This is a genomic window from Streptomyces sp. RLA123, assembly GCF_056270165.1.
Window position 1 is genome coordinate 1,333,795 of sequence record NZ_JBWDOR010000003.1, and the last position, 26,766, is coordinate 1,360,560.

The following is a 26,766-nucleotide window of genomic DNA, read 5'->3' on the forward strand; positions in this document are numbered from 1 at the left end:
GACCCCATGCACACCACGGCCACCGTGGACACCGCCAGCACGGCGGGCGCAGAGGGCACGGCGAGCACGGCGGAGGTCGCGCCGGGGTACCGCCCGGCCCGCACCCTGCCCTTCCGCGTGGAGGCGGTGCGGCAGCTCCTGCGCCGGCGCACGCTCGTCGCACTCGCCGTCGTCCTGGGCCTGCCCGTCGTCGTGTGGGCCGCGTTCGCCATCGGCGGCACGCCCAGCGGCCGGGACTCGGTGCCGACGATGATCGACGTCGCCACGGCCTCCGGGGTCAACTTCGCCCTGGCGGTGCTCTTCGTCTCGTCCGGCTTCCTGGTGACGATCCCGGTCGCGCTCTTCTTCGGGGACACCATCGCCTCCGAGGCGAGCTGGTCCTCGCTGCGCTACCTGCTGGCGGCGCCCGTGCCGCGGGCCCGGCTGCTCACCAGCAAGCTGCTGGTCTCGCTGGTCTTCAGCGCCGTCGCGGTGCTCGCGCTGCCGGCGGTGTCGCTGGGTGTGGGCACCCTCGCCTACGGCTGGCACGACATGGAACTCACCTCGGCCGGCTCGCTGCCGCCCGGCACGGCGGCCGGACGGCTGGCGATCGCGGCGCTGTACGTCTTCGCCTGCCAACTGGCCGTCGCGGGCTTCGCCTTCTGGCTGTCGACGGTCACCGACGCCCCGCTGGGGGCGGTCGGCGGGGCCGTCGGGGTCGCGATCCTGTCGAACATCCTGGACGCCATCACGGCCCTGGGCTCGCTGCGCAACGTCCTGCCGACACACTGGCAGTACGCGTGGTTCGACGCGCTCCAGCCCCGGCTGGAGTGGGCCGGGATGATCAAGGGAACATCGGTCTCGGTGTCGTTCGCGGTGGTCTTCTTCGCCCTGGCCTACCGCGGGTTCCGGGGCAAGGACGTCGTGTCCTGAGCCTTGAGCCTTCCGGCCGCGGCGTCAGCTCCCGTACCCGAAGGCGAACACGTGCGCCGTGCCGTCGGCGGTCGCCGGCAAGGTGATGCTCGTGACGCGCTTGGCGGCGTCCACGGGCAGCTTCACGGCGAACACATAGGTGGCCACCTTGTCCTGCTTGCCGCTCCCGGTGTTGCGGTAGGCCGTCGTGACGGCCGTGGTGTTGCCCGGGATGGGCTTGCCCCCGCCGCCGCCCAGCGTCCAGTCGGAGAAGCCGGAGCGGATCTGCGCCGTGGTGCCGTCGGCGTAGGTGACGGTGAAGGTACCGGTCGCGCCGGCGGACGAGGCGTTGGTCGCCGAACCCAGGAGGCCGACGGAGGTCGTCCCGGCGGGCGCGGTCAGCGGGACGGTCTGCCCCGAGGCCTCGATGTTGTCCGGCTGTCCGGCCGTGGTGCCGGGCCAGGTGTAGGTGATGCCGTCGGCGGTCACCGTGCTGCCGCCCTCGACACCCGTCGCGGCCAGCGCCTCCTTGGAGTACGCCCAGCCTCCGCCGTCGAAGCCGCCGTTGTACTGGCTGCCGTCGGGGTGGACGCCCTCATTGGTGTAGTACGGCCACAGGTCGCCCGGTTTCGCGACGGCCACGTGCAGCACCGTGGTGCCGAGATCGGTGCCCGACGCCGTGCTCAGCGAGAAGACGATGTCGTACGTGCCCACCGTGCTGCCGCCGGTCACCGTCACCGGGTGGGCCTCCTTCGCACCGGCGCCCAGGGTGAGCGAGCCCGAGCCGGCGTCCAGCGAGACCCCGGACGGGACCTGTGCGGTCCAGCGCACGACCTCGTCCTCGGCACCGATGTTGGCCAGGTCGAGCGTGCCGGTGCCGCTGCCGCCGGGGGCGAGCACCAGTCCCGCGCCGGACGGACCGGAGCCCGCCAGCACGGTGCGCTGGCCGGTGGCGTCCGACGGCGGGGCCGCCGAAGGCGCGGACGCCCAGGCGGTGTTGGGGGTGGTACCGAGGGTGAAGTCCAGGGTCGCCCCGTCGCTGAGGTCGGCGAACGACAGCCACGCGGCGTTGTGCGCCGTGCCGTCGACACGCAGCGACTGCACATACGGCGCGTCCGTGGCGGCCTGCGGAGCGTTGATCTTCACCGTCCTGCCGCCGCCGAGGCGGATCTGGGCCTTGGGGAAGACCGGGCTGCCCAGCACCAGGGTGTCGGTGCCCGGCGTCTGCGGGTACATGCCCAGCTCGGACCACACGTACCAGGAGCTCATGGCGCCCAGGTCGTCATTGCCGAACTGCCCGACCGGAGCGTTGAAGTACAGCTTCTGCTGGGCCTCGCGGACGGCCGCTTGTGTCTTCCACGGCCGGCCGAGGTAGGCGTACTCCCAGGGGATCTCCACGCTCGGCTCGTTGCTGAGGTCAGCGTTGGTGCCGCCAGGGTGGGCGATGTCCGACAGGAGGCTGTCGAGGTAGGCGTCGTAGGCGTCCGCACCGCCGCGGGCGGCGATCAGCGCCTTGAGGTTGAACGGGATCATCGGGGTGTATTGCGCCGAGGTGCCCTCGACGAAGCCGTTGGAGGTGCCCGGGGCGAAGCCGGTGGCGAAGGCGCCGGAGGTGGTGCGGGCCTGGACGTAGCCGGTGCGCACGTTGAAGACGTTCTGCCAGTCCTGGGCACGGGTGGCGAAGGTGCGGTGCACGCCGTCCTGGCCGAGTGACTTGGCGAGCGCGGCGATGGCGTAGTCGGCGCTGTCGTACTCCAGCTGCGTCGACACCGGGCCGTAGAAGTTGCAGCAGCCCCAGTTCGTGCCGTCGATGGGCAGATAGCCCTTCGCGTCGCGGACCGCCTGGCCCGGACGGTCGTTGTTGGGGTGGGTGGCCTGGTGGACGAGGGAGTCCAGCGCGCCGGGGGCGTCGAAGTCGCGGGCCCCGAAGGCGTACGCGCCCGCGACGATCCCGGCGGCCGGGTCGCCGACCATGACGTAGCTCTCGCCGTTGTTCTGCGCCCACTTGGGGAACAGGCCGGTCTGGTCGAAGCCGTTGACCATGGAGCTGACGACATCGCTGGTGACGTCGGGCGCGACGACGGCCATCAGCTGCGTCTGGGAGCGGTAGGTGTCCCAGCCGGAGTAGTTGGCGTACTGGACGTGGCCCTTGCGGACGGTGTGCACCTCGCCGTCCATGCCGGCGTACTCGCCGTTGACGTCCGAGAAGACGTTGGGGTGCAGGAGGGAGTGGTACAGCGCGGTGTAGAACTGCACCTGCTGATCGTGGCTGCCGCCGCCGATCCGCAGCCGGCCCAGCACCTTGTTCCACGCGTTGTGGTTGGCCTGCCGGACGCCCGCGAAGTTCCAGCCCGGGATCTCGGAGGTCAGGTTCTCGGCGGCGTTGGCGTCGCTGGTGTACGAGATGGCGACCTTGGCCTTCACGGCCTTCTGCGTGGTGGTGTCGAAGGTCAGGTACATGCCGTTGGCGCCGGTGACGGGCGGCTTCGCGCGGGTGCCGGAACTCGGGGCGGCGCCGGATGCGGAGCCCTGGGCGGCACCGTTGACGGAAGCCTTCGCGGAATCGTTCGCGGAATCGCCACCGGGGCCGTGGCCGGCGCGGGGGCCGGGGCGGCCCGGCACGGTGAAGTGCCGCTCCTTCTGCGGGCCGCGCGTCGCCGGGGGTGCGAGCGGCTGCTCCGGGGCGCCGAGGCGCAGGGACTTCGCCTGGGGGTTGACCGCGCCGCCCACCCACGTGCCGCTGTCGGTGAACGGCCGGTCGAAGGTCATGCGGAAGTGCAGCGTGTAGGTGTTGTCGGCGCCGCAGAAGTGGCCGCTGGTCACCGCGCCCTGCACCTCGTGGTCGTTGACCACCTGGGCGCGGGTGTTGTCGATCTGCGTGGCGCCGCCGCTGAGTTTGAGCAGCAGGTGCGAGTCGGCGCTGCCCGGGAAGGTGAAGGTGGCGAGCCCGGCGCGGGTGGTGCCGGCCAGCTCCGTGGTGATGCCCGCGTCGTCGGTCAGCCGGTAGTAGCCCGCCTCCGACAGCTCGTTGGCATGGCTGAACCCGGTCGAGGTGGCGCTCAGGTCGCCGGCGAGGGATCCGGCGAAGGGAAGCACGGGCACATCACCGGCGGCAGGGCAGCCGGGGCCCGAGATGTGCGTGAGGCTGTAGCCCGAGATCTTCTTGTCGTCGTACTCGTAACCGCCCCCGGAGGGGCGGTTGGGGGTGGTGTCGGGCCCCCACTGGAGCATGCCGAAAGGCATGTCAGGGCCGGGGAAGGTGTCCACGGCGCCCGATGTTCCGATGATCGGATTGACCAACGACGCCGGGTCGTCGACCCAGGGGACGTCGACTGCCGGCGCCGCGGCCGCGGCTGCCTGCAACGGCCCGGCCGCGAGGCTCAGGACGGCGACCGCCGCCAGCGGAACGCGCAGGCTCCGTACGCGCGGGAGAGGGGGGAGATGGGGCCTGCGAGTCAACAGGTCGCGCCAGGGTCTTGCCATCACGTGCCTCCACAACCGGATCGTCTTCACGGATGACTGAGCGTGGGTCGCACTACCGCACGACAACGTTGTCCGGCTCCTGACAACGTTGCCAGCGGGCATGAGTGAAACGCCTCACCTGAATACCTGTCAACACCGGGCCCCCGATGCTCACGTGAACCACACGTGCGGGCGAACGGATCGCGCCAAACGGGGCCACGCTCACGCGGAGGGCGCTGCGCGCGGGCCCGGGGCAGGCATGGGGCAGGCACGAGAGCGGGTCGTACGGCAGGTGGCGCTCCCGGCCGATCGCCCGAAGTCCGCCGGCCGGCCGCAGTGGCGCCCGGCGAGGATGACGGAACTGCCTGCTCCGCCTTCGCCGGTGACGGGGATCGTCGCGGGCACGAGTGACGGAGAAGACGGCCGGAATCCGCGGGCCGGTGCCGGGCGGGAGGTGAACTGCCGTCGGACGGCCCGGGGGTGACGCAGCGGGATCAGGAGGTCGATTCCGCAGCCGACCCCGCCGAGCGACGCCACGGGCCCGACCCGCGCCCACGCCGGCTGGACGGCGGGGCCGCGCACGGGCGTGGCTTTCCGTGGGCCCGACCCGGGTGGTCCGTCCGGCGCGTGGCGATATAGGTCAGCTGCCGGAGGGGCGCTCGCGTGGTTCCGGAACGGGGTGCGGCACGAAGAGGCTCAGCCGGTGGAGGGCCGGCTGTCCCCGGGGACCGCAGACCATGTCCATCCGCACCGCGCTCCCATCGATCACCGTGTCGGACGCACGGAGACGGCGGCAGTACGCAAGCCAGTCCGGCACGTCCTGGGTCTCGAAGAGCACTTCCCAGCGGCCCAGCTCAGGGGTGAACCGAGCCGCGTCCTGCCGCATCTCTTCCTGCCGCTGACGCTTTATCTTCCGCTGCCCTGGCATCGGTCCAGCCTCGCCGGTCCGCGCCGTCGCGGCAAGGCGATGGTCCGTCGCCGGGACGGACCGACACCGATCACGCGCCGACCGGGCTCCGGCCCGTGACCGGCAAGGACGCTCCCGGGAGGTCCATGCCCCAGGCGGCGGCGCAGAGGGCGCGGTCGACTTCGGCGGTGTAGGTGGCGGCGGCGAGCCAGGCATGGGCGAAGTGGGCGGGGTCCGTGGGCAGGAGACGGCCGAAGGCGTCGCGGTCGCGGGTGGCCGCGCGGGCGTGGAGGACGGTGAGCAGGTCGGCTCCGGTGGAGAGGCCGGCGCGGCGCAGGCGCTGGGTGTCGGCGGGGACGGTGGACGGAAGGGCGACGACGCGGCGGCCGCCGGACACGGCCTGCTGGACGCGGCGGTGCAGCAGATGCAGGGGCGCGTCCTCCGAGGCGGAGGCGGAAGCGGTGACGGTCGCCGCGGGCGGGACGGACGACGAGGACAGGTCGGCCCGTTGGAGGCGGTCGAGTCCCGCGTCGAGCCGGGCCGCCGGGTCGGTGGGATGGCTCAGGGCGAGAAGCCGGGCGCGGGCGTGCGGCGCCGGGTCGAGACGGGCGACGACGCGCAGGCGGAGGCCGGGGGCGGCGGCGAGGAGCCGCAGGTTGTCCCGGTACGGAAGCGCCGGGTGGTCGTGGGCCGCGGCCAGACGGAGCGTCAGGCCGTCGCAGTCGGCGAGCAGGCAGTCCCCGCCGGTCTCGCGCACGGTGCCGGTGAGGGTGACGTCCAGGAAGAGCAGGCCGTCGCCCGTGGCCAGGGCGCGGGCGGCCTGGTCGGCGACGGGTACGGACCACAGGCGGTCCAGCGGCTCGCCCGTCCAGGCCGCGCCGGAGGCCCGTACCGCCCGTACCGCCGCACCCGCGCCGAGCCGGCCGGCCGGCGAGACGGTGGCGCCGGACACGGCGAGCCCCGCGCGGGACAACTCGCGGTGCGTCAGGGCCGTGTCGCCGATGCGGACGCTTCGGTCGGCGGCGCCGGTGGCCCTTCCTGGGCCGCCCGGGAGGACGTCGGAGACGGTGTACAGGCGGCCGTCGGCGTCGGCGGTCCACGTGACGGCGCCCGCGTGACCGCTCGCCGTGAGCACGGGTTCGGAGAACAGGCCGTACAGCCGCAGCGAGCCGTCCGGGGTATAGGGCTGCCGTGCGGTGCCGCGCACGGCGGCCAGCTCGGAGCCCGTGGCGTACGGCACTCGGTGCGCGGGGCCGAGCAGTTCGCGCAGTGCCTCGACGAGTTCGGCCAGGCGGTGCGCCGGGTCGCCGGAGCGGGCGGCACGCAGCCGGGTGACGACGGAGACCGCGGCCGCGGCGATCCGGGGCAGCCCGGCGATCCTGGCCGTGTGCGCCGCCCGCAGCAGTTCCGCCTGGGGCACGGCGCCGGCGCCGTCGATGCCCGCCTCCAGGACGGCGGCGGCCGCGCCGCGCACCGCGTCGGCGGCGGCGCACTGCTCCGGGCCGGCGGTGTCCGGCGCCTCCGGCGGCGCGGTGTCACCGGCCGCGGTGGCGCCCGCCGGCTCCGTGTCGTCGGCGCCGGGTTCGGCGACCGGCGCGGCCGAGGCGGCGGCGGCGCGGTGGAGGCAGTCCGGGGCGAGCAGGCATCCGCAGCGGATCGCCCCGGCGCTCGTCACTGTGCCGCCGGGGGCGTGCAGTTCGAGGTCGGTGTCGTCGTCGATCGCGACGCGCACGGTGTCGCCGTCGCGGACGACCGGGCGGTCCGCCAGCTTGGCTGCGCCCGCGTCGAGACGCTTGCGCAGCCGGGGCGAGAGCGCCGCGACGAGTTCGGCGGTGACGACGGGCGCGACCGGGGGCAGATTCGGGTTCATGAGATCTTCTCCCCCACCCAGCGGGCGAGTTCCAGGGGGCTGAGGGCGGCCACGGGCATGCCCGCGGCGACGAGCTGTCCGGCCACGCCGGTGGAGTAGCGGGGGCGTCCCGCGTCGTCGAGGCTCGCGCAGCCCAGGACATGGCAGCCGGCGCCGACGAGCGCGCGGACTTCGGCGAGGAGTCCACCGACCGGGTAGCCCTCCTCGAAGTCGCTGACGACCACGACGAGCGTGCGCGACGGAACGGTCACCAGCTCGCGCGCATGGCGCAGTCCGGCCGCGATGTGGGTGCCGCCGCCGACGCTGACCTCCAAGAGCAGCGACAGGGGGTCGGTGACGTGGTCGGTGAGGTCGATGACCTCGGTGGAGAACGCCAGGAAGTGTGTGGACAGGGTCCGCACCCCGGCCAGCACGGAGGCCGTCAGTGCCGCCCAGATGGTGGACGCCTCCATCGAGCCGGAGACGTCCGTGACGAGGATCAGCCGCCAGTCGGCGGCGCGTTGCGCCCGGGTGCGGAACACCGGGCGCTCGGGGACGACCTGGACGGTGCCGTCCGGGGTGCGGCGGGCGGTCGCGAGGTTCGCCCGCAGGGTGCGCGCAAGATCGAGGCCGCCACCGGGCCGCCGGCTGGGGCGGGGGACGACCGTGCCGTGCAGGGCGGGGCGCAGGCGGGTGGCGAGCTGACGGGTCAGGGCTTCGACGAGGCGGCGGACAAGGGGCCGGAGGGCCGCCAGCCGTGCCTCGGGCAGGCCTCCGGCGTGCGCGAGCACCGTGCGCAGCAGGTCCACCGAGGGGCGCACGCTGTCCGGGTCGAGTTCCGTGAGGGCGTCCTTGCGACCCGACGCGGCGGCCGCGGCGAGGACTTCCTCGCGGATGCCGGGCCCGAACAGCGCGGCCAGTTCCTCCGACCACTCGCGCACTCCGGGGTACGCCGCCTCCCGGCCCCCGCCGCTGCCGCCCGCCATGTCGCCGCGGCTGCCCTCGCCGCGGCCACGGCCGTACAGCTCGTCCAGCGCGGTGGCCAAGGCCGCAGCGTCGCGCGGCAGTCGCTCCGCCCGGCGGCCGAGCACGAGCCGCCAGCGGTCCGCGGCGCCGATGGTGCGGCCGGGCGGGCGGCCGTCCGCCGTGCGGGGCGGGGAGTCGAGTTCGCCCGGTGCCGCGTCGCGCTCCCCCTCCGGCGCGGATCCGTGGTCCGGGAGCAGCAGGCCGAGACGGTGCAGAGCGCTCCTGGCGGTGAGGTCGGCGCGGGTCCACGCGGCGAGGGCCAGGGGGTCGATTCCGGCGGTGTCGGCGACGCCGCTGACGTCGAGGCGTTCCTCGACCGCCGTGAGCAGGCGGTCCCGGGCGGCGGGGCTCAGGGTGTCGAAGCCGCCTCGGAGGGCGGGGAGCCGGTCGAGGAAGGCGCGGTCGGAGAGGCAGGCGACACGGTCGAGCAGCGGTTCGAGCGCCGGGGCGGCGGCTTCGAGGAGCGGCCCGGCCGCGGTGAGCAGACCGGTGAGGCGGGCGTGCAGGGCGGCGCGCGAGGGCGGATCGGTCGCCCCGTCAAGCCAGGAGGCGACCCGGGCGCCGAGCTCACGCGCGGGCTCGTGGCCCAGGAGGACACGGACGGCACCGGCGGCACCGCGCATCAGGGGTGATCCGTCGGCCGCGAGGCGTGCCAGTGCGTCGGTGAGCCGGATCCCGCCGAACCGGTCGGCACGGTGGGCGAGTTCGAGCAGTGCGTGGGCGTCGGCGGGATCCTCGGAACCGGTGAGTCCGTCGACCTGGCGCACGGCGGCCGCCGTCAGCAGGTCGGCGACGGCCTCCGCGCGGGTCGTGCGGTCCTCGTCGGGACCGAGGCCGGCGATGTGCCCGGCACGTACGCGGTCCAGCAGCGCGAGGCCGCCGAGGAGTTCGGGCAGGGAGCCGGAGCCGGGCAGTACGTCCGCTGCCTCGGCGAGACGTTCGTCGGTGAGTGCGGACAGCCCGCACTCGGCGGCCTCGGCGAGCCCGCGCAGCGTCTGGGCCGCCGTGGAGCCGCCGCCGTCGGTCTCCGACCTGCGGCGCTCGCGGAGCACGCCCTCGGCGGCCTGGGCGGCGGTGACCCCGCGGGTGCCGGCAGCCGTGAGCATCGCGGCGGTCGCGGGGGTCCAGCGCACCTGCCAGCGGGTGGTGAGGGCATCGGCGCCCCCGACGCCGCCGACGTCCCTCGGCTCGGCGTACGGCACGCCGCACACCGCCAGGCGGCGCAGGAGCAGTTCGCGCCGGCGGTCGAGGTCGGAGCGCAGCGGGTCGAGCCGGAGGTCGCGGGAGTCGGTCGCCGCCGCCCCCTGTTCCGGTCCGGGCAGCCCGAGTGCGGCGGCCTCGGCCTCCACCGCCGGGGCGAGGCCGCTGCGCGGGGCGCCGGGGGCGGGCCGTCCGCTCCGGGTGCCCACCAGGACGTGTTCCATGGCCCGCGCGACCGCCCGGCCCCGCCCGTACGGCTCGCCCTGCGCGAGCACGGTCTGCACGGCCTCGACGAGTTCGCCCCGCCCGGCGGCCGGCAGTCCTCGCAGCCGGGCGAGGTCGCCGGCGAGCCGGCCGATCTCCCGGGCGTCGGCCGGGCCCGACGGATGTCCCTGGGCCCGCAGTTCGGCGCACACGCGGACGGCGGTGCGGATCAGCACCGCCTCGAGCGCGCCGGGGTCGCCCGCCGCGTCGAGGACGAGGTGCTGCCACTCCGGGTCCCTGATGCCCGCGGGGTAGCCGGAGCGCTCGTCCAGCAGCGCATAGGTGTACGGGATGAGGGAGGTCGTCCAGGGGCGGGCGTCCTCGCGCCCCCTGCTCCCGGCGTCCTCGCTCGCCGCGGACGCGCCCCCGGGCGCCGCCCCCGGCAGCAGCGCCGGGGCGTGGAACGCGCCGACGACCACGGCCGCGCGGGCCCCGTCGGCCGTGGCGTCGTCGATGCGGGACCGCATCCACGCCTCGCGCCGCAGGTCGAGTGCGGGGACACCGCCGGAGGCGGCCGCGTCCTCGCGCAGGGCCCATCCCGTCAGCAGAGCGGCGCGGCGCAGGGCCTCGGGCGGCGACCCGGGGGCGGTGGCTTCGACGAGGCGGTCCCACAGGTCGTCCCCGGGGCGTCCGGTGACGCGGTCGCGCAGGACCGCGTGGAGGCCGGGCCCCGGCTCCCCCGCCACTCGGGGCGCCTGCCTGCCCGCGGCCCACGCGCGATCGGCCAGCGGCAGGTCGCAGGCGACGGCCGGGACGCCGTGCCGGGCCGCCCAGCGCACGGCGGCCAGTTCGGGCGAGAAGTCGGCGAAGGGGTAGAAGGCCGGGCCGCCGCCCGCTCCGTCGCCGGGGGCGGCGGCGAGGGCGACGGGCGCCCGGGTCGCCTCGTGGGCGAGCCAGGGCAGCCATTCCTGCATCTCGTCGGGGAGTTCGACGAGCAGGACGTCCGGCTTGGCGTCGTCCAGCAGGGCGGGCAGGGCGGCCGCGAGCGACGGCGCGTGGTGGCGTACGCCGATGAGGTACGGCGCCGCCGCGTCCGTGAGTGCGGCGAGAGCCGCGTCGGGGGTGCGGGACACGGCGGTCAGCCCTCCAGCACGGTGCGCAGTTCCCACAGGGTGCGCCAGGTCGGGGAGCCCTGCTCGGCGCGGCGTCGGACGGGGCCGTCCCAGTAGCCGAGCAGCCGTGCCGCGTCGGCCGGGTCGTCCTTGCGCACGACGCCGAGCAGATGCCCGGGCAGCAGCCCGAGCACATCACGGTCGCCCGGGAAGTACGCGCCCGCGAGAGCGAGCGCGCCCGCCACCGAGACGGCCTCGGCGGTGCTCATGACCGTGGAGGGGCGCTCCACTTCCCAGCCCTCCGCGGAGCGGCCCTCGCGCAGGTCGCGGAAGGCGGTGACCAGGGCTTCCAGAACGGCGTCGTCGACCTGGTAGGGCGCCCCCGCGCGTTCGACCGCCGCGCGGGACTGGCTGCGCACGAGCGCGGTCTCGGCGTCGAGGTCGCCGATGGGGCCGACAGTCTCGAAGTTGAAGCGGCGTTTGAGGGCGGCGGACATCTCGGAGACGCCCTTGTCACGGAGGTTGGCGGTGGCGATGAGGGTGAAGCCGGGTGCCGCGTGCGCCAGGCCGTCCTCGCCGCCCGCGAGTTCGGGGATGGAGATGCGCCGTTCCGAGAGCAGGGAGACCAGGGAGTCCTGCACCTCGGGCAGGCAGCGCGTGACCTCCTCGACCCGGGCGACGGCACCGCGCGACATGGCCGTGAGGACGGGCGAGGGCACGAGCGCCTGCCGGCTGGGTCCCTGGGCGAGCAGCAGCGCGTAGTTCCAGCCGTACTTGAGCTGGTCCTCCGTCGTGCCGGCGGTGCCCTGGACGACCAGGCCGCTGGTGCCGCAGACGGCGGCGGACAGCAGCTCGGAGAGCATCGACTTCGCGGTGCCGGGCTCGCCGACGAGTAGCAGGCCCCGTTCCCCGGCGAGGGTCACGACGCACCGTTCGACCAGGGCGCGGTCGCCGACGAACTTGCCCTCCACGACGAGGCGGCGCGGGACGTCCCCGGGGGCCCCGGTGTCCTCCGGCAGCTTCAGCGGCTGTCCGTCGCTGCCCATGACGAAGGTGACGACGGCACGCGGGGTGAGCCGCCAGGAGGGCGGCCGGGGGCCGGTGTCGTGGGCCGCGAGGAAGGCGAGTTCGGTGGCGTACCGGTCCTCGGGCGGGGTGATCTGCCGCTGAGCGGGTGCGGCGGGAGCGGCGAGAGGTGCGGTGGTGGTCATCGGCGGCGGCCCTTCCGGGTGGCGCGGGTGGTGAGTTCTTCGAAGGCGGGGGCGTCGCCGTCGCGGACACGGTCCCAGGCGGCGGTGAACAGTTCGGGCACCGGGAGCAGGGGGACAGTCCGGGAGTGGTCGCGGACCGGGTAGAGGCCTTCCTTCCAGGTCTCCACCGGGAGGGCGGGTGCCTTGAGGTCGCGCCAGCCGCAGGGCAGGAAGAGGGTGCGCCCCGCGCGCGGGCGGCGGGCCTCGACGACCAGGCCGCTCGCGGCGAGTCCGGTGCGGGCCTTCTTCATGCGGGTGGGCTTCCAGCCCGTCCAGCGGGCGCAGTTGCGGTCCGTGGGGTCGGGCAGGGCGAGCAGTTGCAGGTACAGCGCGGCGGCGTCCTCGCCGAGGCCGTGGGCGGCGGCGACCTCGGCGACGAGGTCCGGCACGGTGAGGGTGGGGTCCTGGGCATGGCCGGCCGGGTCGTCCGGGCCGGTGCCCGCGGCGAGCGCCCGCTGAAGTCCGTCACCGAGGACGGCACCCAGGCCGCGCAGGCCGCCGTCGCGGTGCGGACCGACCAGGCCCTCGACGAGGCCGAAGACGGAGTCGTCGGGGCCGGTCAGCCCGGCCGGGCGGACGAGCACGGTCTCGGTGTCGCCGTACCAGGGGCGCAGCACCAGGGCCTGGCCGGCGTGGGTCAGGCCCTGGGCGTCCGCGCCACCGGTGGCGGGCAGTCCGTATGCCTTGCGGAGCTGGACGGCGGTGGGGCTGCCCTTCTCCGTCCACTCGATGTCGACGTCGAGGAGCAGGCCGGGGTCGGCGAGCCTGCGGCGCAGGGCGGTCAGTCCGCCGGGGAGCGCGGCGCGCAGCGGATGCCCGTACGGCAGGCCGTAGGCGAGCCCCGCGAGCGCGGCGACGGACTGCGTGATGTCGTGCCGTCCGGGCAGTGCGGAGGGGTCCTCGGGGACGAGCTCGCCGTCCCTGCCGGGCCGTTGCGCCGTGGTACGGCTGAGCCACGGGGTCCGCCCGGGGTTGAGGACGGCCTCGGCCTCCGAGGCGGGAACGCCGGTGAGTTCACCGGCGACCTCCTCCGGCAGCCGGACCAAGCCGCCGAGCCGTTCCGTCCAGACGCGGCCGGCCGCCGCGACATCGGGCCCGGTGGTCCACAGTCCGGCCGGGTCCTCCGGCAGCAGGGCGCCGGCCAGGGCCGCCCTGTCGCCCTGGCCGAGGGACGCCAGCAGGGCCTCGCCGAAGTCCTTCTGCCGCGGCTTCAGTCCGACGGCGTCCAGTGCCGCGGTGTCCGGGTCCTTGGGCAGGCCGGCGAGCAGCAACGTCGCCTGCACGGGGCCGAGGCCGCCGCCGGTCGCCGCGACGAGCGCCTCCGGGCCGTCCTCCCGCCAGGGCGCCGCGCCCTTGTCCCCCAGGAGCCGGGTCAGCTCGCCCAGCCGCCCGGCGGGGAGGTCCGGGGCGCGGCCGGTCTCCTCCTCCAGGGTGAAGTGGGCGACGGCGCCGAACGCTCCGGAGGGGTCGTGGTCGAGGGCGACCCATCGGACGTGCCGGCGCTGTCCGTCGACGTTCTTGCAGGCCAGAATCACCACGGTGCGGTCACCGCGGCGCAGGACCTGCCCCGCCCGCTGCTGCTTGTCGTGCTTCTCACCGAGGACGACCTCGCGGAGCCCGCCGCCGGGCGCCGCCAGTCGTCCCTCGGCGATCGCGTCGAAGAGCAGGCGCAGCGCCTCGCGCTCCTTCGCGGGGACGGCGGGCGACGCCGCGCGGACGGCCAGCGGGCGCAGCGCGCCGAGGACGGCGGGCCATGCCAGGCCCATGCCGGGAACGGTGTACTCGTCGCTGAGCCATCCGCCGCCGAGCACGCCGATCCTGTCCCGGCCGGGGAGCGGTTTGCCCTCGGCGGGCTTGCCGGACAGTACGTGGTTGACGGAGCGGATCTGCCGGAGCGTGGTCCACTGCGTGTCGCCGGACCACCAGGAGTAGGCCTGGTCGGCGATGCCGGCGACGGCGCCGCGCAGGGTCTGGTCGTCGCCGTGCTCGGGACTGTGGTCGGCGAACATGCCCTCGGTACGGCTGCGCGACTGCGGCGTCCGCTGCTCCGGCGGGGTGACGAAGCCGATCACCCCCTCCAGGTGGCGCAGGACGCTCTGCACGAGTGCGGTCACGCCCGTGAGGAGCCGCTCCTCGGTGAGGGCCGGCAGGGCCCGCGCCACGGAAGCGTGCGCCACGGCGGTCGTGGAGGGACCGGTGTACTTCTTGGTGCGGGCCGCCTCCGCCCGCCGTTCGGCCAGGGCGCTCGCGGTGGTCTTCAGCACGTCGGCGGCCTGCGCGTCGGTGAAGGCGCGCAGCACGTCCGAGCCCTTCTCGTCACGCGGGCGCAGGGCGTGCCAGAAGGCGAGCGGCGGGACGAGCCGGGTGCCGGCGGCGAACTCCCCACCGCTCCCGCAGACCGACAGGGTGGCGAGTTCGTCGGTGCCGGTCGCGTCGCCTGCCGTGTGAAGCGAGATTGTCTGGTGGGTGAGCGCCACGATCGGCTCGGCGCCGCCGGGGAGCCGCAGCGCGCCGAGCGGCATGGTCCGGGACCAGCTCTCCCTCTTCCGCACGGGGAAACCGACGGTGCGGCCGTCGGGCGTGCCGGCGGTGCAGCGCGCCTCGGTCCCTTCACCCTCGACGCGGATCCAGCGGCCGAGGACCGTGCCGTCGGTGCCGAAGGGTGTTCCCTCCAGGCCGGGTTGCAGCGGCAGGACCTCGCAGTCCTCCTGCCGGAGCCGGGCGCCCTCGCGGATACCGGAGCGCAGGAAGGCGGGCAGGGAGGCGCGGCTGTGGGTGCCGGTGACCGGGTCGTACTCCATCCAGACCTGCTCGCGGCCCTGCTTGCCCTGGCGCCAGAAGGAGGTGCCGTCGCCGAGGACGGGCCGGGCGGAGGGCAGCACCGTGTCACCGGCGTGCAGAGTGCGGCCGCCGGTGGCGCGGCCGCCGCCGGGCAGGGGGATCGAGGCCGCGCCGACATGCGCGTCCCACCACGTGGGAACGGTCTCCCCGCCGAGGGTGAGGACGTCCGCGGGCCGGGCGGACCAGTACCCGCGCTGTTGGTCGCCCTCCCGCCACATCACGAGGAGTTCACCGTCGGTGTAGCGGAAGGACGGCTGGTGCCAGCGGTCGAGTTGGACGGGGATGCGCAGGTCGTGTTCGAGGAGCACCTTCTCGGGACCGACGACCACGACCTTGTGCTTGCGGGCGAGGATGAGGGCGGGCCAGGCCTCGGAGATCCGGAGCGAGTGCTCCCCGGCCGACTTGGCGGCAGCCGCGTCGAGGAGTTCCATGGCCTCCTCCAGCGCAGGCCAGCCCAGTTCGTCGAGGATGCCCTCACGCAGGGTGCGCCCGAGCAGCGGCGCGATGTCGTGACCCGCGACGCGGGCGACGGCGCCGGGGTTGACGCGCGTCGCGACGGACCGGAAAGGCCGCATGCGGCTGAGCGCGGTCCGGGAGGCGGGCAGGCCGCAGGCCCCGGTGAACTGCTCCGCCGCCTCGTCCAGCCAGTCGTGCAGGACGGTGCTGAGCACCGGGTGCGAGGCCAGGGCCTCCAGTGCCTCCGTCTGCGTGCGGTTGTCGCCGAGTTGGCCGATCGCATGGTGCAGCAGGCGCCGCAGGCGCGGATCGGCGCCGGTGGCCACGAGGTCACGCCGTCCGGTCCCGCGGTCGAGCAGCCACGGGGCGAGCGGCAGGTGGACGCTCGCCGCGTCCTCGGGGACGGCGAGCGGGACGCCCTCCGCCACGCACAGGTCGAGCAGGTCGAGTTCGGCACCGGCGCGCCAGCGGGCCGCGAAGAGGTCGACGGGACGTCCGTCGGCGCGCAGCCTGGGTGCCATCCGGGCGACGAGGGCGAGCGTGGACGCGGAGCGTTCGGAGCTGGGCGAGCCGTGCTTGCGGTGCGTCGCCCAGCGGGTCAGCCAGTCCGCCGCGTCGACGTCCGCGGCGGACTCGCCCGCCTCCCCCGCCTCCCCGGTCAGCAGGGTGTCGGCTCCGGTCCCGGCGAGCAGCGCGAGCCAGAACTCGTCGTGCTCGGGGTCGCTGCCGAGTCCGGTCGGCATGATCTCCAGCAGCCTGGCCCGCACGGACGGTTGCCGCTCGGCGAGCACGACGAGGGTGGGCCGGAAGGCGGTCCAGAAGGAGCCGGGCGCACGCACGACGGCGGGCGAGGCCAGCAGGTCGGCGACGAGGGCGCACTCCTCGGTGACCCGGTCGAGTCCGGCGGCCTTGACCAGCCCGCGGGCGTCCTGCGGCAGCGAGGCGTACGGAGGCATCCCGGCGGCGCAGCGCTCCACGGTGAGCTGCCGGAACTGCCGCCAGGCCTCAGCCGGATCGAGACGCCGGGCGAGGTCCTTGACGTGCTCCTTGAGCGCTTTGACGGTGAGGGCGCCCGCGAAGGCGAACTCCAGGAACACCGCGCGCTGACGGTCCTCGTCGACGGCGAGGCCGTGGACCCGCTCGGCCGCACGGGCCTTGCCGAAGAAGGCGGCGGCGTAGGTGGTGTTCTCGTGCTGGAGGAAGACGCGGGCGGCCTGCTCGTGGAAGGTGGGCAGGAAGTGCGGCACGGCGCGGCCGAGGCGTTCCGCCAGGACCTCGAAGCCGTCCTTGGCCGCGCCGGCGCGGGACTTGGCCATCCGCGCGAGCCGCTCGATGTCCTTGACCAGGGCGAGCGCGTGGTGTCCGTTGGCCGGGTCGTTGACCAGGGCCCAGGCGGGGAATCCGAGCGTCTCCCGGCGCACCTGGCCGACCTCGGGCGTCTCCGGCTCGCGGGTCAGGCCGAGGAAGTCCAGCGCCAGGTCCTCCGCCTCGCCGAGGGTGCCCGGGACGAGGCGGACGACGCGGCGACCCTCGAGCACGGGGTGCGTGTAGCCACGCACGGTGAGGGTGTCGGCGTCCTCGCCGGCGGTGGTGCCAGGGGGCAGGATCGCGCCGGCGTCCAGCAGCGCGGTGACGGTGTTCCGGTCGTGGGCGCTCATGCCGCCTGCTCCTCGTCCTCGATGTCGCGGCCCGCGTACAGGGCGGCCGCCATGCGCATGCCTTCCGACCAGGCGACGGCGCCGACCTGACCGAGTCTCAGGGCCCGTCCCGTACCGTCGGTCCAGGAAAGGGGCCCGGTCTCGGTCTCGCTCCAGCCGTCGTAGTCGCCGATCCAGATGCGGGCCTCGACGGGCCGGCCGTCCTCGAGGACGGGGCAGACGGCGTGCCCTCCGCGTACGCGGTAGCCGAGCGAGGTGGCACGGCCGTGCAGGAAGCGCAGCTCCTTGAACGTGCCGCCCGCGTAGTCCTGGACCACGGTGCCCTCGGGGTCGAGGTCCGCGGGGCGGTGCCAGACCTCGCGGAAGAGCTGCTGCGCCCCCTGCTCCACGCCCAGTTCGACCGCGAACTCGCGCAGATCCTCGAGGTCGTCCAACAGGACGGGGTGCGGGATGCGCACCAGTTCGGGGGCGATGCGCACGGTGTCGCCGTCCAGGTCCACCAGGCCGAGCCCGCGCTCCGCCCCCGCGTCCCGCAGGAAGCCGGCGACCTGTCCGTCGGCGCCGGTCACGACGACGTCCCGCAGGGCCGCCTGCCACGCCGGGTCCGGCCACACCGCCCCGACGACGGCGATCGGCACCGGCAGCGAGCGCACCATCCACCGCTCGACGTCGGCCAGGCAATGCCGTTCGTGCCGCTCCAGCCACTCGGTGAGCTGACGCAGCCCCACCACCGCCGGGTCGTCGGCCAGTTTGCCCGGCACGGACTTCAGCCGGCGGCCGGCCGCATTGCGGCACACGACCTTTCCGTCGTCGAGGGAGACCTCGTAGTCGCCCGCCGTCACCCACCCCATCGTGTGCCTCCCTGCACCGCGTTGATCAAGTGACCGGAACTGTAGGTGGGGGCACTGACAACCCCCTCCCACGCCTGTGGACAGCGGGAATCCCGCCCGCGTGGGCGGTCACCGGGCAGGTCGTGCCGACGCCTGCCCGCGATACTTGTCCGGGACGATCCGGTGCCGGGCACGTTGTCGGCGGGGCCCCCTAGACTCCGTCCCATGACCATCGCGACAGCCGCCGTCATCGCGGACCTGGCCCCCGGCGGAGTCCTGCGCGCCTCGATCAACCTGGGCAATCCCGTGCTGGCGCACGGCACCGGGCGGGAGCCGGGCGGCGTGACGGTGGACATCGCGCGGGAGGTCGCGGCACGGCTGGGCGTGCCGGTGGAGCTCCTGTGCTTCGACGCGGCACGCAGGTCCTACGAGGCGATGGCGACCGGCCGGGCCGACCTCTGCTTCCTGGCCGTCGATCCGGCCCGCGAGGCCGATGTGGCGTTCACCGCGCCCTACGTGGTGATCGAGGGCGTGTACGCGGTCCCCCGGGACTCCGCGATCTCCGCGCCCGCCGACGTGGACCGTCCGGGCGTGCGCGTCGGCGTGAAGCGCGGATCGGCGTACGACCTGTTCCTCAGCCGCACGCTGCGCCACGCGACCGTCGTGCCCGGGGACGAGGGCGTGGAGGTGTTCCTCGCCGAGGAGCTGGAGGTCGCGGCGGGCATCCGGCAGCCGATGGCCGCCTTCGTCGCGCGCCGTCCCGGCATCCGGCTGGTCGACGAGCGCTTCATGGAGATCCGCCAGGCGGTGGGCACGACCAGGACGCGGCGGCCGGAGACGGTGGCGTTCCTGCGCGCCGTGGTGGAGGAGTTGAAGGCCGGCGGCTTTGTCGCCGAGGCCCTGCGCGACGCGGGGCAGTCGGAGACGCTGGTGGCACAGCCGGCCTAGCCCGCCCGGCGGGGCGGACCGCGCGCCGGGTCCGGGCCGAGGAGGCGGTCGGACGTGGCGGCGTCAACCGCTCCGATCCGGCCGGCGGCGGCCGCGGCGCCACTGCCCGCCCGGATGAGGGCGCCGAGCCCGGCCGCGGCCGTACCGCATGGCTAAGGTCGTGGCATGCCAGCCGTGTTGGTCAATGGTCTGCCCGGAGCCGGGAAGACGACACTCGCGCGAGCGCTCGCCCGCGAACTCCACCTCCCCCTGCTCAGCAAGGACTCCGTGAAGGAGACCCTGGCCGACCACCTCGGGGCGCTGCGCCCGGCGGACCGCCCGGCGCGCGAGTGGAGCCGGTCGCTGGGGGCCGCGGCGGCCGAGACGTTGTGGACGCTGCTGGCGGACTCGCCGGCGGGGGCGGTCCTGGAGAGTCCCTGGCCCGCGCACACGCGGCCCTTGGTGGCCGCGGGCCTGGCCCGCGCCGGGGTCGGCGAGGTGCACGAAGTGTGGTGCGAGGTACCCGAGGAGACGGCGCGGCGCAGGTTCCGTGAACGGGCGCCACTGCGGCATCCGGTGCACATCGAGGGAACCGGGTTCTCCGAGGAGGACTGGCAGTTGTGGGCGCAGGGGGCACAGCCGCTGGCCCTGGGCAGGGTGCACCGGGTGGACACGACCCGCCCGGTGGACGTGCCGGCGCTGGCCCGCGCGATCACCGGCGCATGAGGTCCGCGGGCGCGCGCCCGCGCCTTCCGCCAGGTTGCCGCAAGGGGCTGCGCGAGGGCTGCGAACCGCCGTAGCCTTCCCCTGCGAAGGCCGGTCCGCGAGGGGGCGCAGGGGGCCGCGATGAAGGGCATGCCCCGGCGCGTCCGCACGCCGGACCTCACCGCCCGCAGTCGCACACCACCGCCTTCGGGCTCCGCCGGTGCCGTCCCGGCGGAACACCCGACCCGCCCCGGCCCGCACCGCACGGAGCGCGCCGCGAGCGTACGGCGTCCGGCGTGGTCCCGCCCGGCGCACCGGGGCGCCTCCTGGCGCCGCATCCCTCCCCATGATCACCTTCGTCAGCGGGTGGCCCGCACCCTCACCGTCCACGAGTCCGGTGCGCCGGCCGGCGCGCCGGGCCGACCGAGGAGCCGTATGAGCATGCCCCAGCCCCGGCAGGCGTCCGCCCGAACGCCCGGGGCACAGGACCTCCCCTACTACGAGGACTTCTCCCCCGGCCGCGGCGCCCTGCCGCCGCGGGCCTGGACCCCCGCCTCCGACGCAGCACGGCTGAGCCTGAACGGCATGTGGCGGTTCCGGCTCTCCCCGGCCGCGGACGCGGAGGACACCGCCTTCACCCGCCAGGACTTCGACGCCTCGCGCTGGGACGTGCTGCCGGTGCCCTCCCACTGGCCGCTGCACGGCCACGGCGCGCCGTGGTACACCAACGCCCGCTACCCCTTCCCCGTCGACCCGCCGCACGTCCCCACCGAGAACCCGACCGGTGACCACCGCCTCGCCTTCGCGCTGCCGGACACCTGGCCCGAGGGGGGCGCGTGCGTGCTGCGCTTCGAGGGCATCGAGTCCTGCGCGCGGATCTGGCTCAACGGCGAGGAACTGGGCGTCTTCAAGGGCAGCCGGCTGCCCGCCGAGTACGCGGTGGGGCATCTGCTGCGCCCGGTCGGCAATGTGCTGGCCGTCCGCGTCCACCAGTGGTCCTCGGGCAGTTACCTGGAGGACCAGGACATGTGGTGGCTGCCGGGCGTGTTCCGCGACGTCACGCTGCTGCACCGGCCGGCGGGCTGCGTGCCCGACTTCTTCGTGCACGCCGTGTACGACCACACCCGCGGCACGGGCACGCTGCGCGTCGACGCCCCGTCCGGCGGCCGGGTCACGGTACCCGGGCTCGGCGTCGACATCGCCGCCGGCGAGTCCGTCACGCTGCCCGTCGAGCCGTGGAGTGCGGAGGTCCCGCGCCTGTACGCGGCCGAACTGGCCGGCGAGGGCGAGCGGGTCCCGTTCCGGATCGGCTTCCGCACCGTCGCCGTCGAGGACGGCGTGCTCACGGTGAACGGCCGGCGCGTCCTGTTCCGGGGCGTCAACCGGCACGAGTTCCATCCCTCGCACGGGCGGGCCCTGGACCTCGCGACGATGCGCGAGGACGTGCTCCTGATGAAGCGTCACAACATCAACGCCGTCCGCACCAGCCACTACCCGCCGCACCCCGCCTTCCTGGAGATGTGCGACGAACTGGGCCTGTGGGTCGTCGACGAGTGCGACCTGGAGACCCATGGCTTCGGCGAGGTCGGCTGGGCCGGCAACCCCGTGGCCGACGAGCGCTGGACGCCGGCGCTGCTGGACCGCGCCGACCGCATGGTCGAGCGCGACAAGAACCATCCCTCGGTGGTGATCTGGTCGCTCGGCAACGAGTGCGGCACCGGCCGCGGCCTGTCCGCGATGGCCCGCCGCATCCGCGAGCGCGACCCGGACCGGCCGATCCACTACGAGGGCGACCTGTCCTGCGCCGACACCGACCTGTACTCGCGGATGTACGCCGACCACGCCGAGGTCGACCGGATCGGCCGGCGCGAGGAACTCCCGTGGGGCGACCCGGAGCTGGACGCCAGGCGGCGGGCGATGCCCTTCGTCCTGTGCGAGTACGCGCACGCCATGGGCAACGGCCCTGGTGGCCTCGCCGAGTACCAGCGGCTGTTCGAGTCCCACGAGCGCCTCCAGGGCGGCTTCGTCTGGGAGTGGATCGACCACGGCATCGCCCGCCGCACCGCCGACGGCCGCCGGTGGTACGCCTACGGGGGCGACTTCGGCGAGGAGATGCACGACGGCAACTTCGTGTGCGACGGGCTGCTCTTCCCCGACCGCACGCCCTCCCCGGGCCTCGTCGAGTACAAGAAGGTGATCGAGCCGGTCCGCATCGAGGGCGATGCCGCCGCCGGCACCGTGCGGATCACCAACACCCATGACGTCGCGGACCTTTCACACCTGCGCTTCACCTGGACGTACGAGGTCGACGGGGTCACCGCCGCGCAGGACTGCCTGTCCGTGCCGCCGCTCGCGCCCGGCGAGTCGACCGAGCTGAAACTGCCCGAGCCCGCCGCGTCCGATCTGGTCGGGGAGGCGTTCTGGCAGGTACGGGCGGTCCTGGAGCGGGACACGCCGTGGGCGCCCGCCGGGCACGAGGTGGCCTGGGGCCAGTGGGCCGCGCTCGTCCCGTCCACCGCGCCCTCCGCCGCGCGGCCTTCCGCGCCGCACACGCCGCGGGCCGCCGAGGGAGGCGTCGTGCTGCTCGGTCCCGGCACGTTCGACGCGGCCTGCGGGGAGCTGCGGTTCATCGACGGCTACGCGGTCTCCGGTCCCCGGCTGGACGTGTGGCGGGCCCCGACCGACAACGACGAGGGCGCCCCCTGGCAGCCCGACGAGCGCTACGGGCAGTTGTGGCGGGAGGCAGGACTGCACCGCATGCGTCACCGCGTCGACGAGGTCGCGGTGGAGGACGGCGGCCTGACCGTGCGGACCCGGGTCGCCCCGGCCGCCAAGGCGTTCGCGCTGCGCACCGTCTACCGCTGGACCGCCGACGGCGACCGGCTGCACCTGGTAGTCGACGTCACCCCCGAGGGCGCCTGGCCGCTGCCGCTGCCCCGGCTCGGTGTCCGCCTCGGCCTCTGCTCCACCCTGACGTCGGCCGAGTGGTACGGCGGCGGCCCCGGCGAGGCCTACCCCGACACCCGCGCCGCGTCCCGTGTCGGCCGCCACACGGCGTCGGTCGAGGCGCTGCAGACGCCCTACGTCCGCCCGCAGGAGAACGGCGCCCGCGCCGACGTGCGGTGGGTGCGGCTGCGCCGCGAGGACGGGACAGGGGTGGCCATCGAGGGCGAGCCGCCCTTCTGGTTCACCGCGCGGCACTGGACGACCGAGCAGCTGGACGCCGCCGCGCACACGACCGCGCTCGTGCCGGGCGACACCCTGTGGGTCAACCTCGACCACGGCCAGCAGGGCATCGGCAGTCAGTCCTGCGGTCCCGGCGTGCTCCCCCAGTACCGGCTGGACGCCGCCCCCGCGTCCTTCTCGTTCACCTTGTCCACCCTCACCGGCAGCCGCTGAGGGCTGCGCCCGCTACACCGCCGGACGGCCGGGGGCCGTCCGGCGGCGCGTTGCCGGGTATCCGGGGCCGTCCGCACCCCGGCCGTCGTGGAGCCGCATCGTGGCGGGGGCACGCCACCGGGCTGCCGCACGGTCGTTCTCGGCGCTGCCCACGCGCGGGGGTGCGGGCGGGGCGGGCCGGCCGCGTCGACGTCAGCTGGACTGCCCGCGGCTGCTACAGCGGCCGCGGGCCCGGACACATTCGGCGCGACCCCGCGTCGGCCGCGTCCTCCTTCGCGGGCGTGGATCTGCGCGGGCAGTTCCGGCGGCTCGACGACTGGCCCGGCCCCGGCCCGCGGGACGGCGCTGAACCGGGCCGGGGTCGGCGGTCGAGCCGCGGAGGGCGACTACGCCGTGGCGGTGTCCGCGTGCGGAGCGGCCCTCTCGGAGCCGTCGGCGAGCACGGGCCAGGCGCGGCCCGCGCCGCCCGTGGCGACAGCCCGCCACCAGGGGTCGAGGGGCAGGCCGGCGGCGGGTTCGAAGGGCTCGCCGGGGCGGGGCACCGCGACGCGGGCGCCGGTGGCGCGGGCGGCGGCGACGGTGCCCTCCGCGGGTGCCTCCCACGGGTGCGGCGCGAGGTTGAAGGTGCCCCAGTGGATCGGCAGCATCAGCTCGCCGCGCAGGTCACCGTGGGCGCGGACGCCCTCCTCCGGCGTCATGTGGATGTCCGGCCAGAACTCGCTGTAGGCGCCGATCTGGACCATCGTGGCGTCGAAGGGGCCGTAAGAGGCGCCGATCTCGGCGAATCCGGGGAAGTAGCCGGTGTCACCGCTGTGGTAGACCCGGTGCTCGGGTCCGGCCACGACCCAGGAGGCCCACAGGGTGTGCTGGGTGTTGCGAATGGCACGGCCGCAGAAGTGCCGGGCGGGTGTCGCCGTCAGGGTGAGCCCGCCGACCTGCGTGGACTCGTGCCAGTCCAGCTCGGTCATGCGGTCCGCGGGGACGCCCCAGCGCTCGAGGTGCGCCCCGACGCCCAGCGGGATCACGAAGCGCGTACCCGTACCGGCCAGTGCCTTGATGGTGGGCATGTCGAGGTGGTCGTAGTGGTCGTGCGAGATCACGATCGCGTCGGCCTCGCCCAGTTCCCGCAGCGCGACCGGGGGCTGGTGCAGCCGCTTCGGCCCGATGAAGGAGAAGGGGGAGCAGCGCTCGCCCCAGACGGGGTCGAAGAGCACGCGGTGCCCGTCGATCTCGGTCCAGACCGTGGAGTGGCCCATCCAGGTGAGCCGCAATCCGGACGCGGGCGGCGCCGCCAGGTCCGCCAGGGTGGACCCGTACAGCGGGATGTTGCCGGCCGGGGCGCGGCGCACCCGGTCCTCCTTGCGGAAGTACGAACGGGCGAACCGCAGCATGGAACCCGAGGGCGCGGTCCGGGCGCTCACCGGGTTCCTGAAGACGCCGTCGGCGAAGTTGGGCGACCGCTGGATGCGCTCCATCCTTTCCCCGTAGGGATTGTCTCCGAAAGCGGGGATGAGACGAGCGAGCGGAGAACGCTTCGGACTGGAGCCGGTCACGGCACCTCCCGGTAGTCGGCGGTCACGATCGCGCCGTGACCGTGCGGGTCCCGGCAGCACCAGTATGTACAGCGACAACTCCTACATCGGTCATTCCAGTTCCGCGCCCCGTTGTGCATCCTGTGTACGTCCTGTCACAGGGCGCGGACCAGGCGTGGCTATCCCGCGGCGCGGGGCTGCCCGTAGGCGCGCTCCACATGCAGCTTCAGGACCAGGCGTTTGTCCTCGACCATGGCGCGCCGGTAGTCGTCCCAGTCGGGGTGCTCGCCCTGCACGGCCCGGAAGAGGTCGATGAGTTCCTCGACGGTCGCGTCGTTCCGGTCCGCGGCGACGGGGGTGAGTTCGGCGGTGCCCTCGGCGACCGTCCACGCCCAGCGGTCGGGGGTGGTCACGTGGTAGCTCGCCCGGGGGTCGCGTCGCAGATTGCGGGTCTTGGCGCGGTCGTCGGTGAGGGAGACCCGCAGCACGCCGGTCGCCGGGTCGTAGTGGTGGGTGACGTTGGACAGCTGGGGGCGGCCGTCCCGCTTGATCGTCACCAGCACGCCGCCGTTGGAGTCGGCGAGCAGTCGCAGCAGTTCCGTATCGCTCATGCCCGCCTCAACGACCGTCCGGGACAGAGGATTCCACGACCGCGCCATCCGGGCCGAGGAGCGCTCGATGGGCCGCCCCGTCCGCCCAGACGACGGCCACCTCGTGGCCCGCGGGGGTCGTGCGCACCTCGGCTTTCGCCACCGCGGACAGCGGTTCCGGGTCCGGCGCACCGCTGAGCCGCGCGGCGCAGACGAAGAGGTCGCCGCGGTACCGGCCGGCCTCGGTGGTGGCACCGGCGGCGGCCGGGACGACGGCGTGCGGGGCGCACGCGGTGGGCACGGGCGGCAGCGCGGGGGCGTCGGTGAGCCCGTGCAGCGGCAGCAGCTCCGAGCGCAGCCCCTCCCCCGCCGGCCAGCCGGTCTGCCGTACGGCCGTGCCCGGATCGGCACCGGTGACCAGGTGGACGCGGACCTCGGCGGCGCCGCGCGCCAGGACGACGGCGACGACACGCACGCGGTCGCCGGCCGCGTCGCCGGCGACGGAGCGCGAGGCGGCCCAGCCCTCGCCCGCGCCGAGCGGGACGATCCCGGTCCGCGCGGTGACCGAGCCGTCGGCGCGGACGAGGCCGAAGTGGTTGTCGGGCGGGTCCGCGGCGGACACCGGGGCCGTGGCGCTGGAGTACGCGAGGCGGGTGTAGTGCGGGTCCCAGCGGAGGTCCTCGCTGCCGTGGTTGTGCAGGCGGACGACGCCGTCGGCGACGGTGGACTGCAGCAGCCAGTTCGGCGCGGGCAACGCGGTCAGGGCATCGGCGCGCTCGGCGGGCGCGGGCTCCTCGGGGGCCGTCCACACCTCGTGGTCCGCCGGGAGCAGCAGCCCGAGGAAGCCCTTGCTCGCCCAGTACGGGGACGCGGGGCCGGAGTAGCCCTGGAGGACGGGCGCGTACGGGCCGTGCCAGCCCAGCGACAGCAGCCCGTCGGGTCCTGCGGCGCCCCGGTCGAGGAAGTGGCGCAGGGCGCCGGACGCCAGCCGCCGTGTGGTCCCGGGGGCGAGCGGGGTGTGGCCGGTGAGGGCGCCGAGCCACAGGGGGCAGGCGGTGGCCATGCGGTAGGTGAGGGACCGGCCCTGGTGCACGGGCGAGCCGTCGGCGCCGAAGAGGCGGGCGTAGTCGGCGAGGTGGACGCGCAGCCGCTCGCCGTAGCGGTCGAGGCGGTCGGCGTCGCCGGAGAGCCACGCCTCCAGCACGGGGTACAGGTGCAGGGCCCAGCCGTTGTAGTAGTCAAAAGCCCGCCCGTCGCCGTCGGTGTACCAGCCGTCGCCGACGTACCAGCGCTCGATGCCGTCCAGGCCGCGGGTGACGGCCGCGTCGTCGCCGAGGAATCCGGCGACGGTGACGGGGAACAGCTCCCAGTTGGAGGCCCAGGGTTCTGCGGTGACCGCGCGGGACAGCCACGCGCCGGCGCGCTCGCGCACTGCGTCGTCGAGACGGTCCCACAGCAGGCCGCGGGTCAGGCGCAGGGCGAGGGCGATCGACGCGGCCTCGACCAGGGGCTGGCTGCGGTCGGTGACGACCGGCCAGTCCTCGGGTCCATCCCCGCCGGGGTGGGCGGTGCCCGCGGCCAGGCCGTCGGCGTAGCGGTCCAGGAGCCCTGCCGGGTCGTCGCCGCCGGCGCCCGCCACGCGGATCGCGGCGAGCAGGAAGGTCCGCGCGTAGCCCTCCAGTCCGTCCGAGCGCACGCCGGAGGCGCTGGGGCGGCCGGCAGGCAGGTGGTACAGCGCGCGGCCCGGGGTGGCGTGCGGGGCGACTGCGGCGAGCAGCCCGTCGGCGACGGCCTCCCAGTGTGCCCGGGTCCATCCGGTGTACGGGCTGAGCGCCCGGTCCTCGCGCGGGAGGACGAAGGGGTGCGGGGGCGCGGGACGTGTCACGGGGGTGGCTCCTCTCCGGCCGCTGATGGGCAACGTTGGACC

The 26,766-nt window shown here is 75.0% G+C and carries 14 protein-coding genes; 4 read left to right on the forward strand and 10 right to left on the reverse strand.

Going from position 1 to position 26,766, the window contains the following annotated elements; genetic code table 11:
- Positions 1–6: 6 nt before the first annotated feature.
- Complete coding sequence (locus tag RV983_RS06175) at positions 7–912, forward strand: ABC transporter permease (RefSeq protein WP_475990234.1); 906 nt, start codon at positions 7–9, stop codon at positions 910–912.
- A gap of 24 nt (positions 913–936) precedes the next feature.
- Here RV983_RS06175 and RV983_RS06180 read toward each other — a convergent pair whose 3' ends face one another.
- The 7 genes from RV983_RS06180 to RV983_RS06210 all read right to left on the reverse strand — a co-directional run bounded on the left by RV983_RS06180 (position 937) and on the right by RV983_RS06210 (position 17,707).
- A complete protein-coding gene (locus tag RV983_RS06180; protein ID WP_475984759.1) occupies positions 937–4,374 on the reverse strand; it encodes a GH92 family glycosyl hydrolase in 3,438 nt (1,145 codons plus the stop codon).
- A 619-nt stretch (positions 4,375–4,993) separates the two neighbouring features.
- Positions 4,994–5,281 (reverse strand): hypothetical protein, encoded by a 288-nt coding sequence (locus RV983_RS06185; RefSeq protein ID WP_475984760.1) that lies wholly within the window; start codon positions 5,279–5,281, stop codon positions 4,994–4,996.
- A gap of 70 nt (positions 5,282–5,351) precedes the next feature.
- Entirely contained in the window at positions 5,352–7,130 is a 1,779-nt protein-coding gene (locus RV983_RS06190) for a hypothetical protein (RefSeq protein ID WP_475984761.1), read from the reverse strand.
- Entirely contained in the window at positions 7,127–10,672 is a 3,546-nt protein-coding gene (locus RV983_RS06195) for a DUF5682 family protein (protein WP_475984762.1), read from the reverse strand. The genes RV983_RS06190 and RV983_RS06195 overlap by 4 nt, the downstream gene beginning before the upstream one ends.
- 5 nt (positions 10,673–10,677) lie before the next feature.
- Positions 10,678–11,862, reverse strand: coding sequence for an ATP-binding protein (locus RV983_RS06200; RefSeq protein ID WP_475984763.1), 1,185 nt, complete (start codon positions 11,860–11,862; stop codon positions 10,678–10,680).
- Positions 11,859–16,856: a hypothetical protein gene (locus tag RV983_RS06205; protein WP_475984764.1), complete on the reverse strand. Its 4,998-nt coding sequence runs from the start codon at positions 16,854–16,856 to the stop codon at positions 11,859–11,861. Before RV983_RS06205 ends, RV983_RS06200 begins: the two co-directional genes overlap by 4 nt.
- Positions 16,853–17,707, reverse strand: a complete 855-nt coding sequence (locus RV983_RS06210; RefSeq protein ID WP_475984765.1) for a DUF4132 domain-containing protein — start codon at positions 17,705–17,707, stop codon at positions 16,853–16,855. The genes RV983_RS06205 and RV983_RS06210 overlap by 4 nt, the downstream gene beginning before the upstream one ends.
- 204 nt (positions 17,708–17,911) lie before the next feature.
- On the opposite strand from RV983_RS06210, the gene RV983_RS06215 reads away from it, so the two are divergent.
- From RV983_RS06215 to RV983_RS06225, 3 genes are all read left to right on the forward strand, one after another.
- Complete coding sequence (locus tag RV983_RS06215) at positions 17,912–18,634, forward strand: transporter substrate-binding domain-containing protein (protein WP_475984766.1); 723 nt, start codon at positions 17,912–17,914, stop codon at positions 18,632–18,634.
- 165 nt (positions 18,635–18,799) lie between these two features.
- Positions 18,800–19,339, forward strand: a complete 540-nt coding sequence (locus RV983_RS06220) for a P-loop nucleotide/nucleoside kinase family protein (RefSeq protein ID WP_475984767.1) — start codon at positions 18,800–18,802, stop codon at positions 19,337–19,339.
- Between the two features lie 414 nt (positions 19,340–19,753).
- Entirely contained in the window at positions 19,754–22,717 is a 2,964-nt protein-coding gene (locus RV983_RS06225; protein ID WP_475984768.1) for a glycoside hydrolase family 2 TIM barrel-domain containing protein, read from the forward strand.
- A 386-nt stretch (positions 22,718–23,103) separates the two neighbouring features.
- Here the strand turns inward: RV983_RS06225 and RV983_RS06230 are convergent, their stop codons facing one another.
- From RV983_RS06230 to RV983_RS06240, 3 genes are all read right to left on the reverse strand, one after another.
- On the reverse strand, positions 23,104–24,270 hold the full coding sequence (locus RV983_RS06230; RefSeq protein WP_475984769.1) for an MBL fold metallo-hydrolase: 1,167 nt from the start codon (positions 24,268–24,270) through the stop codon (positions 23,104–23,106).
- Positions 24,271–24,428: 158 nt separating this feature from the next.
- Positions 24,429–24,860, reverse strand: a complete 432-nt coding sequence (locus RV983_RS06235) for a PPOX class F420-dependent oxidoreductase (protein WP_475984770.1) — start codon at positions 24,858–24,860, stop codon at positions 24,429–24,431.
- 7 nt (positions 24,861–24,867) lie between these two features.
- Positions 24,868–26,724: a DUF2264 domain-containing protein gene (locus tag RV983_RS06240; protein WP_475984771.1), complete on the reverse strand. Its 1,857-nt coding sequence runs from the start codon at positions 26,722–26,724 to the stop codon at positions 24,868–24,870.
- Positions 26,725–26,766: the final 42 nt, after the last annotated feature.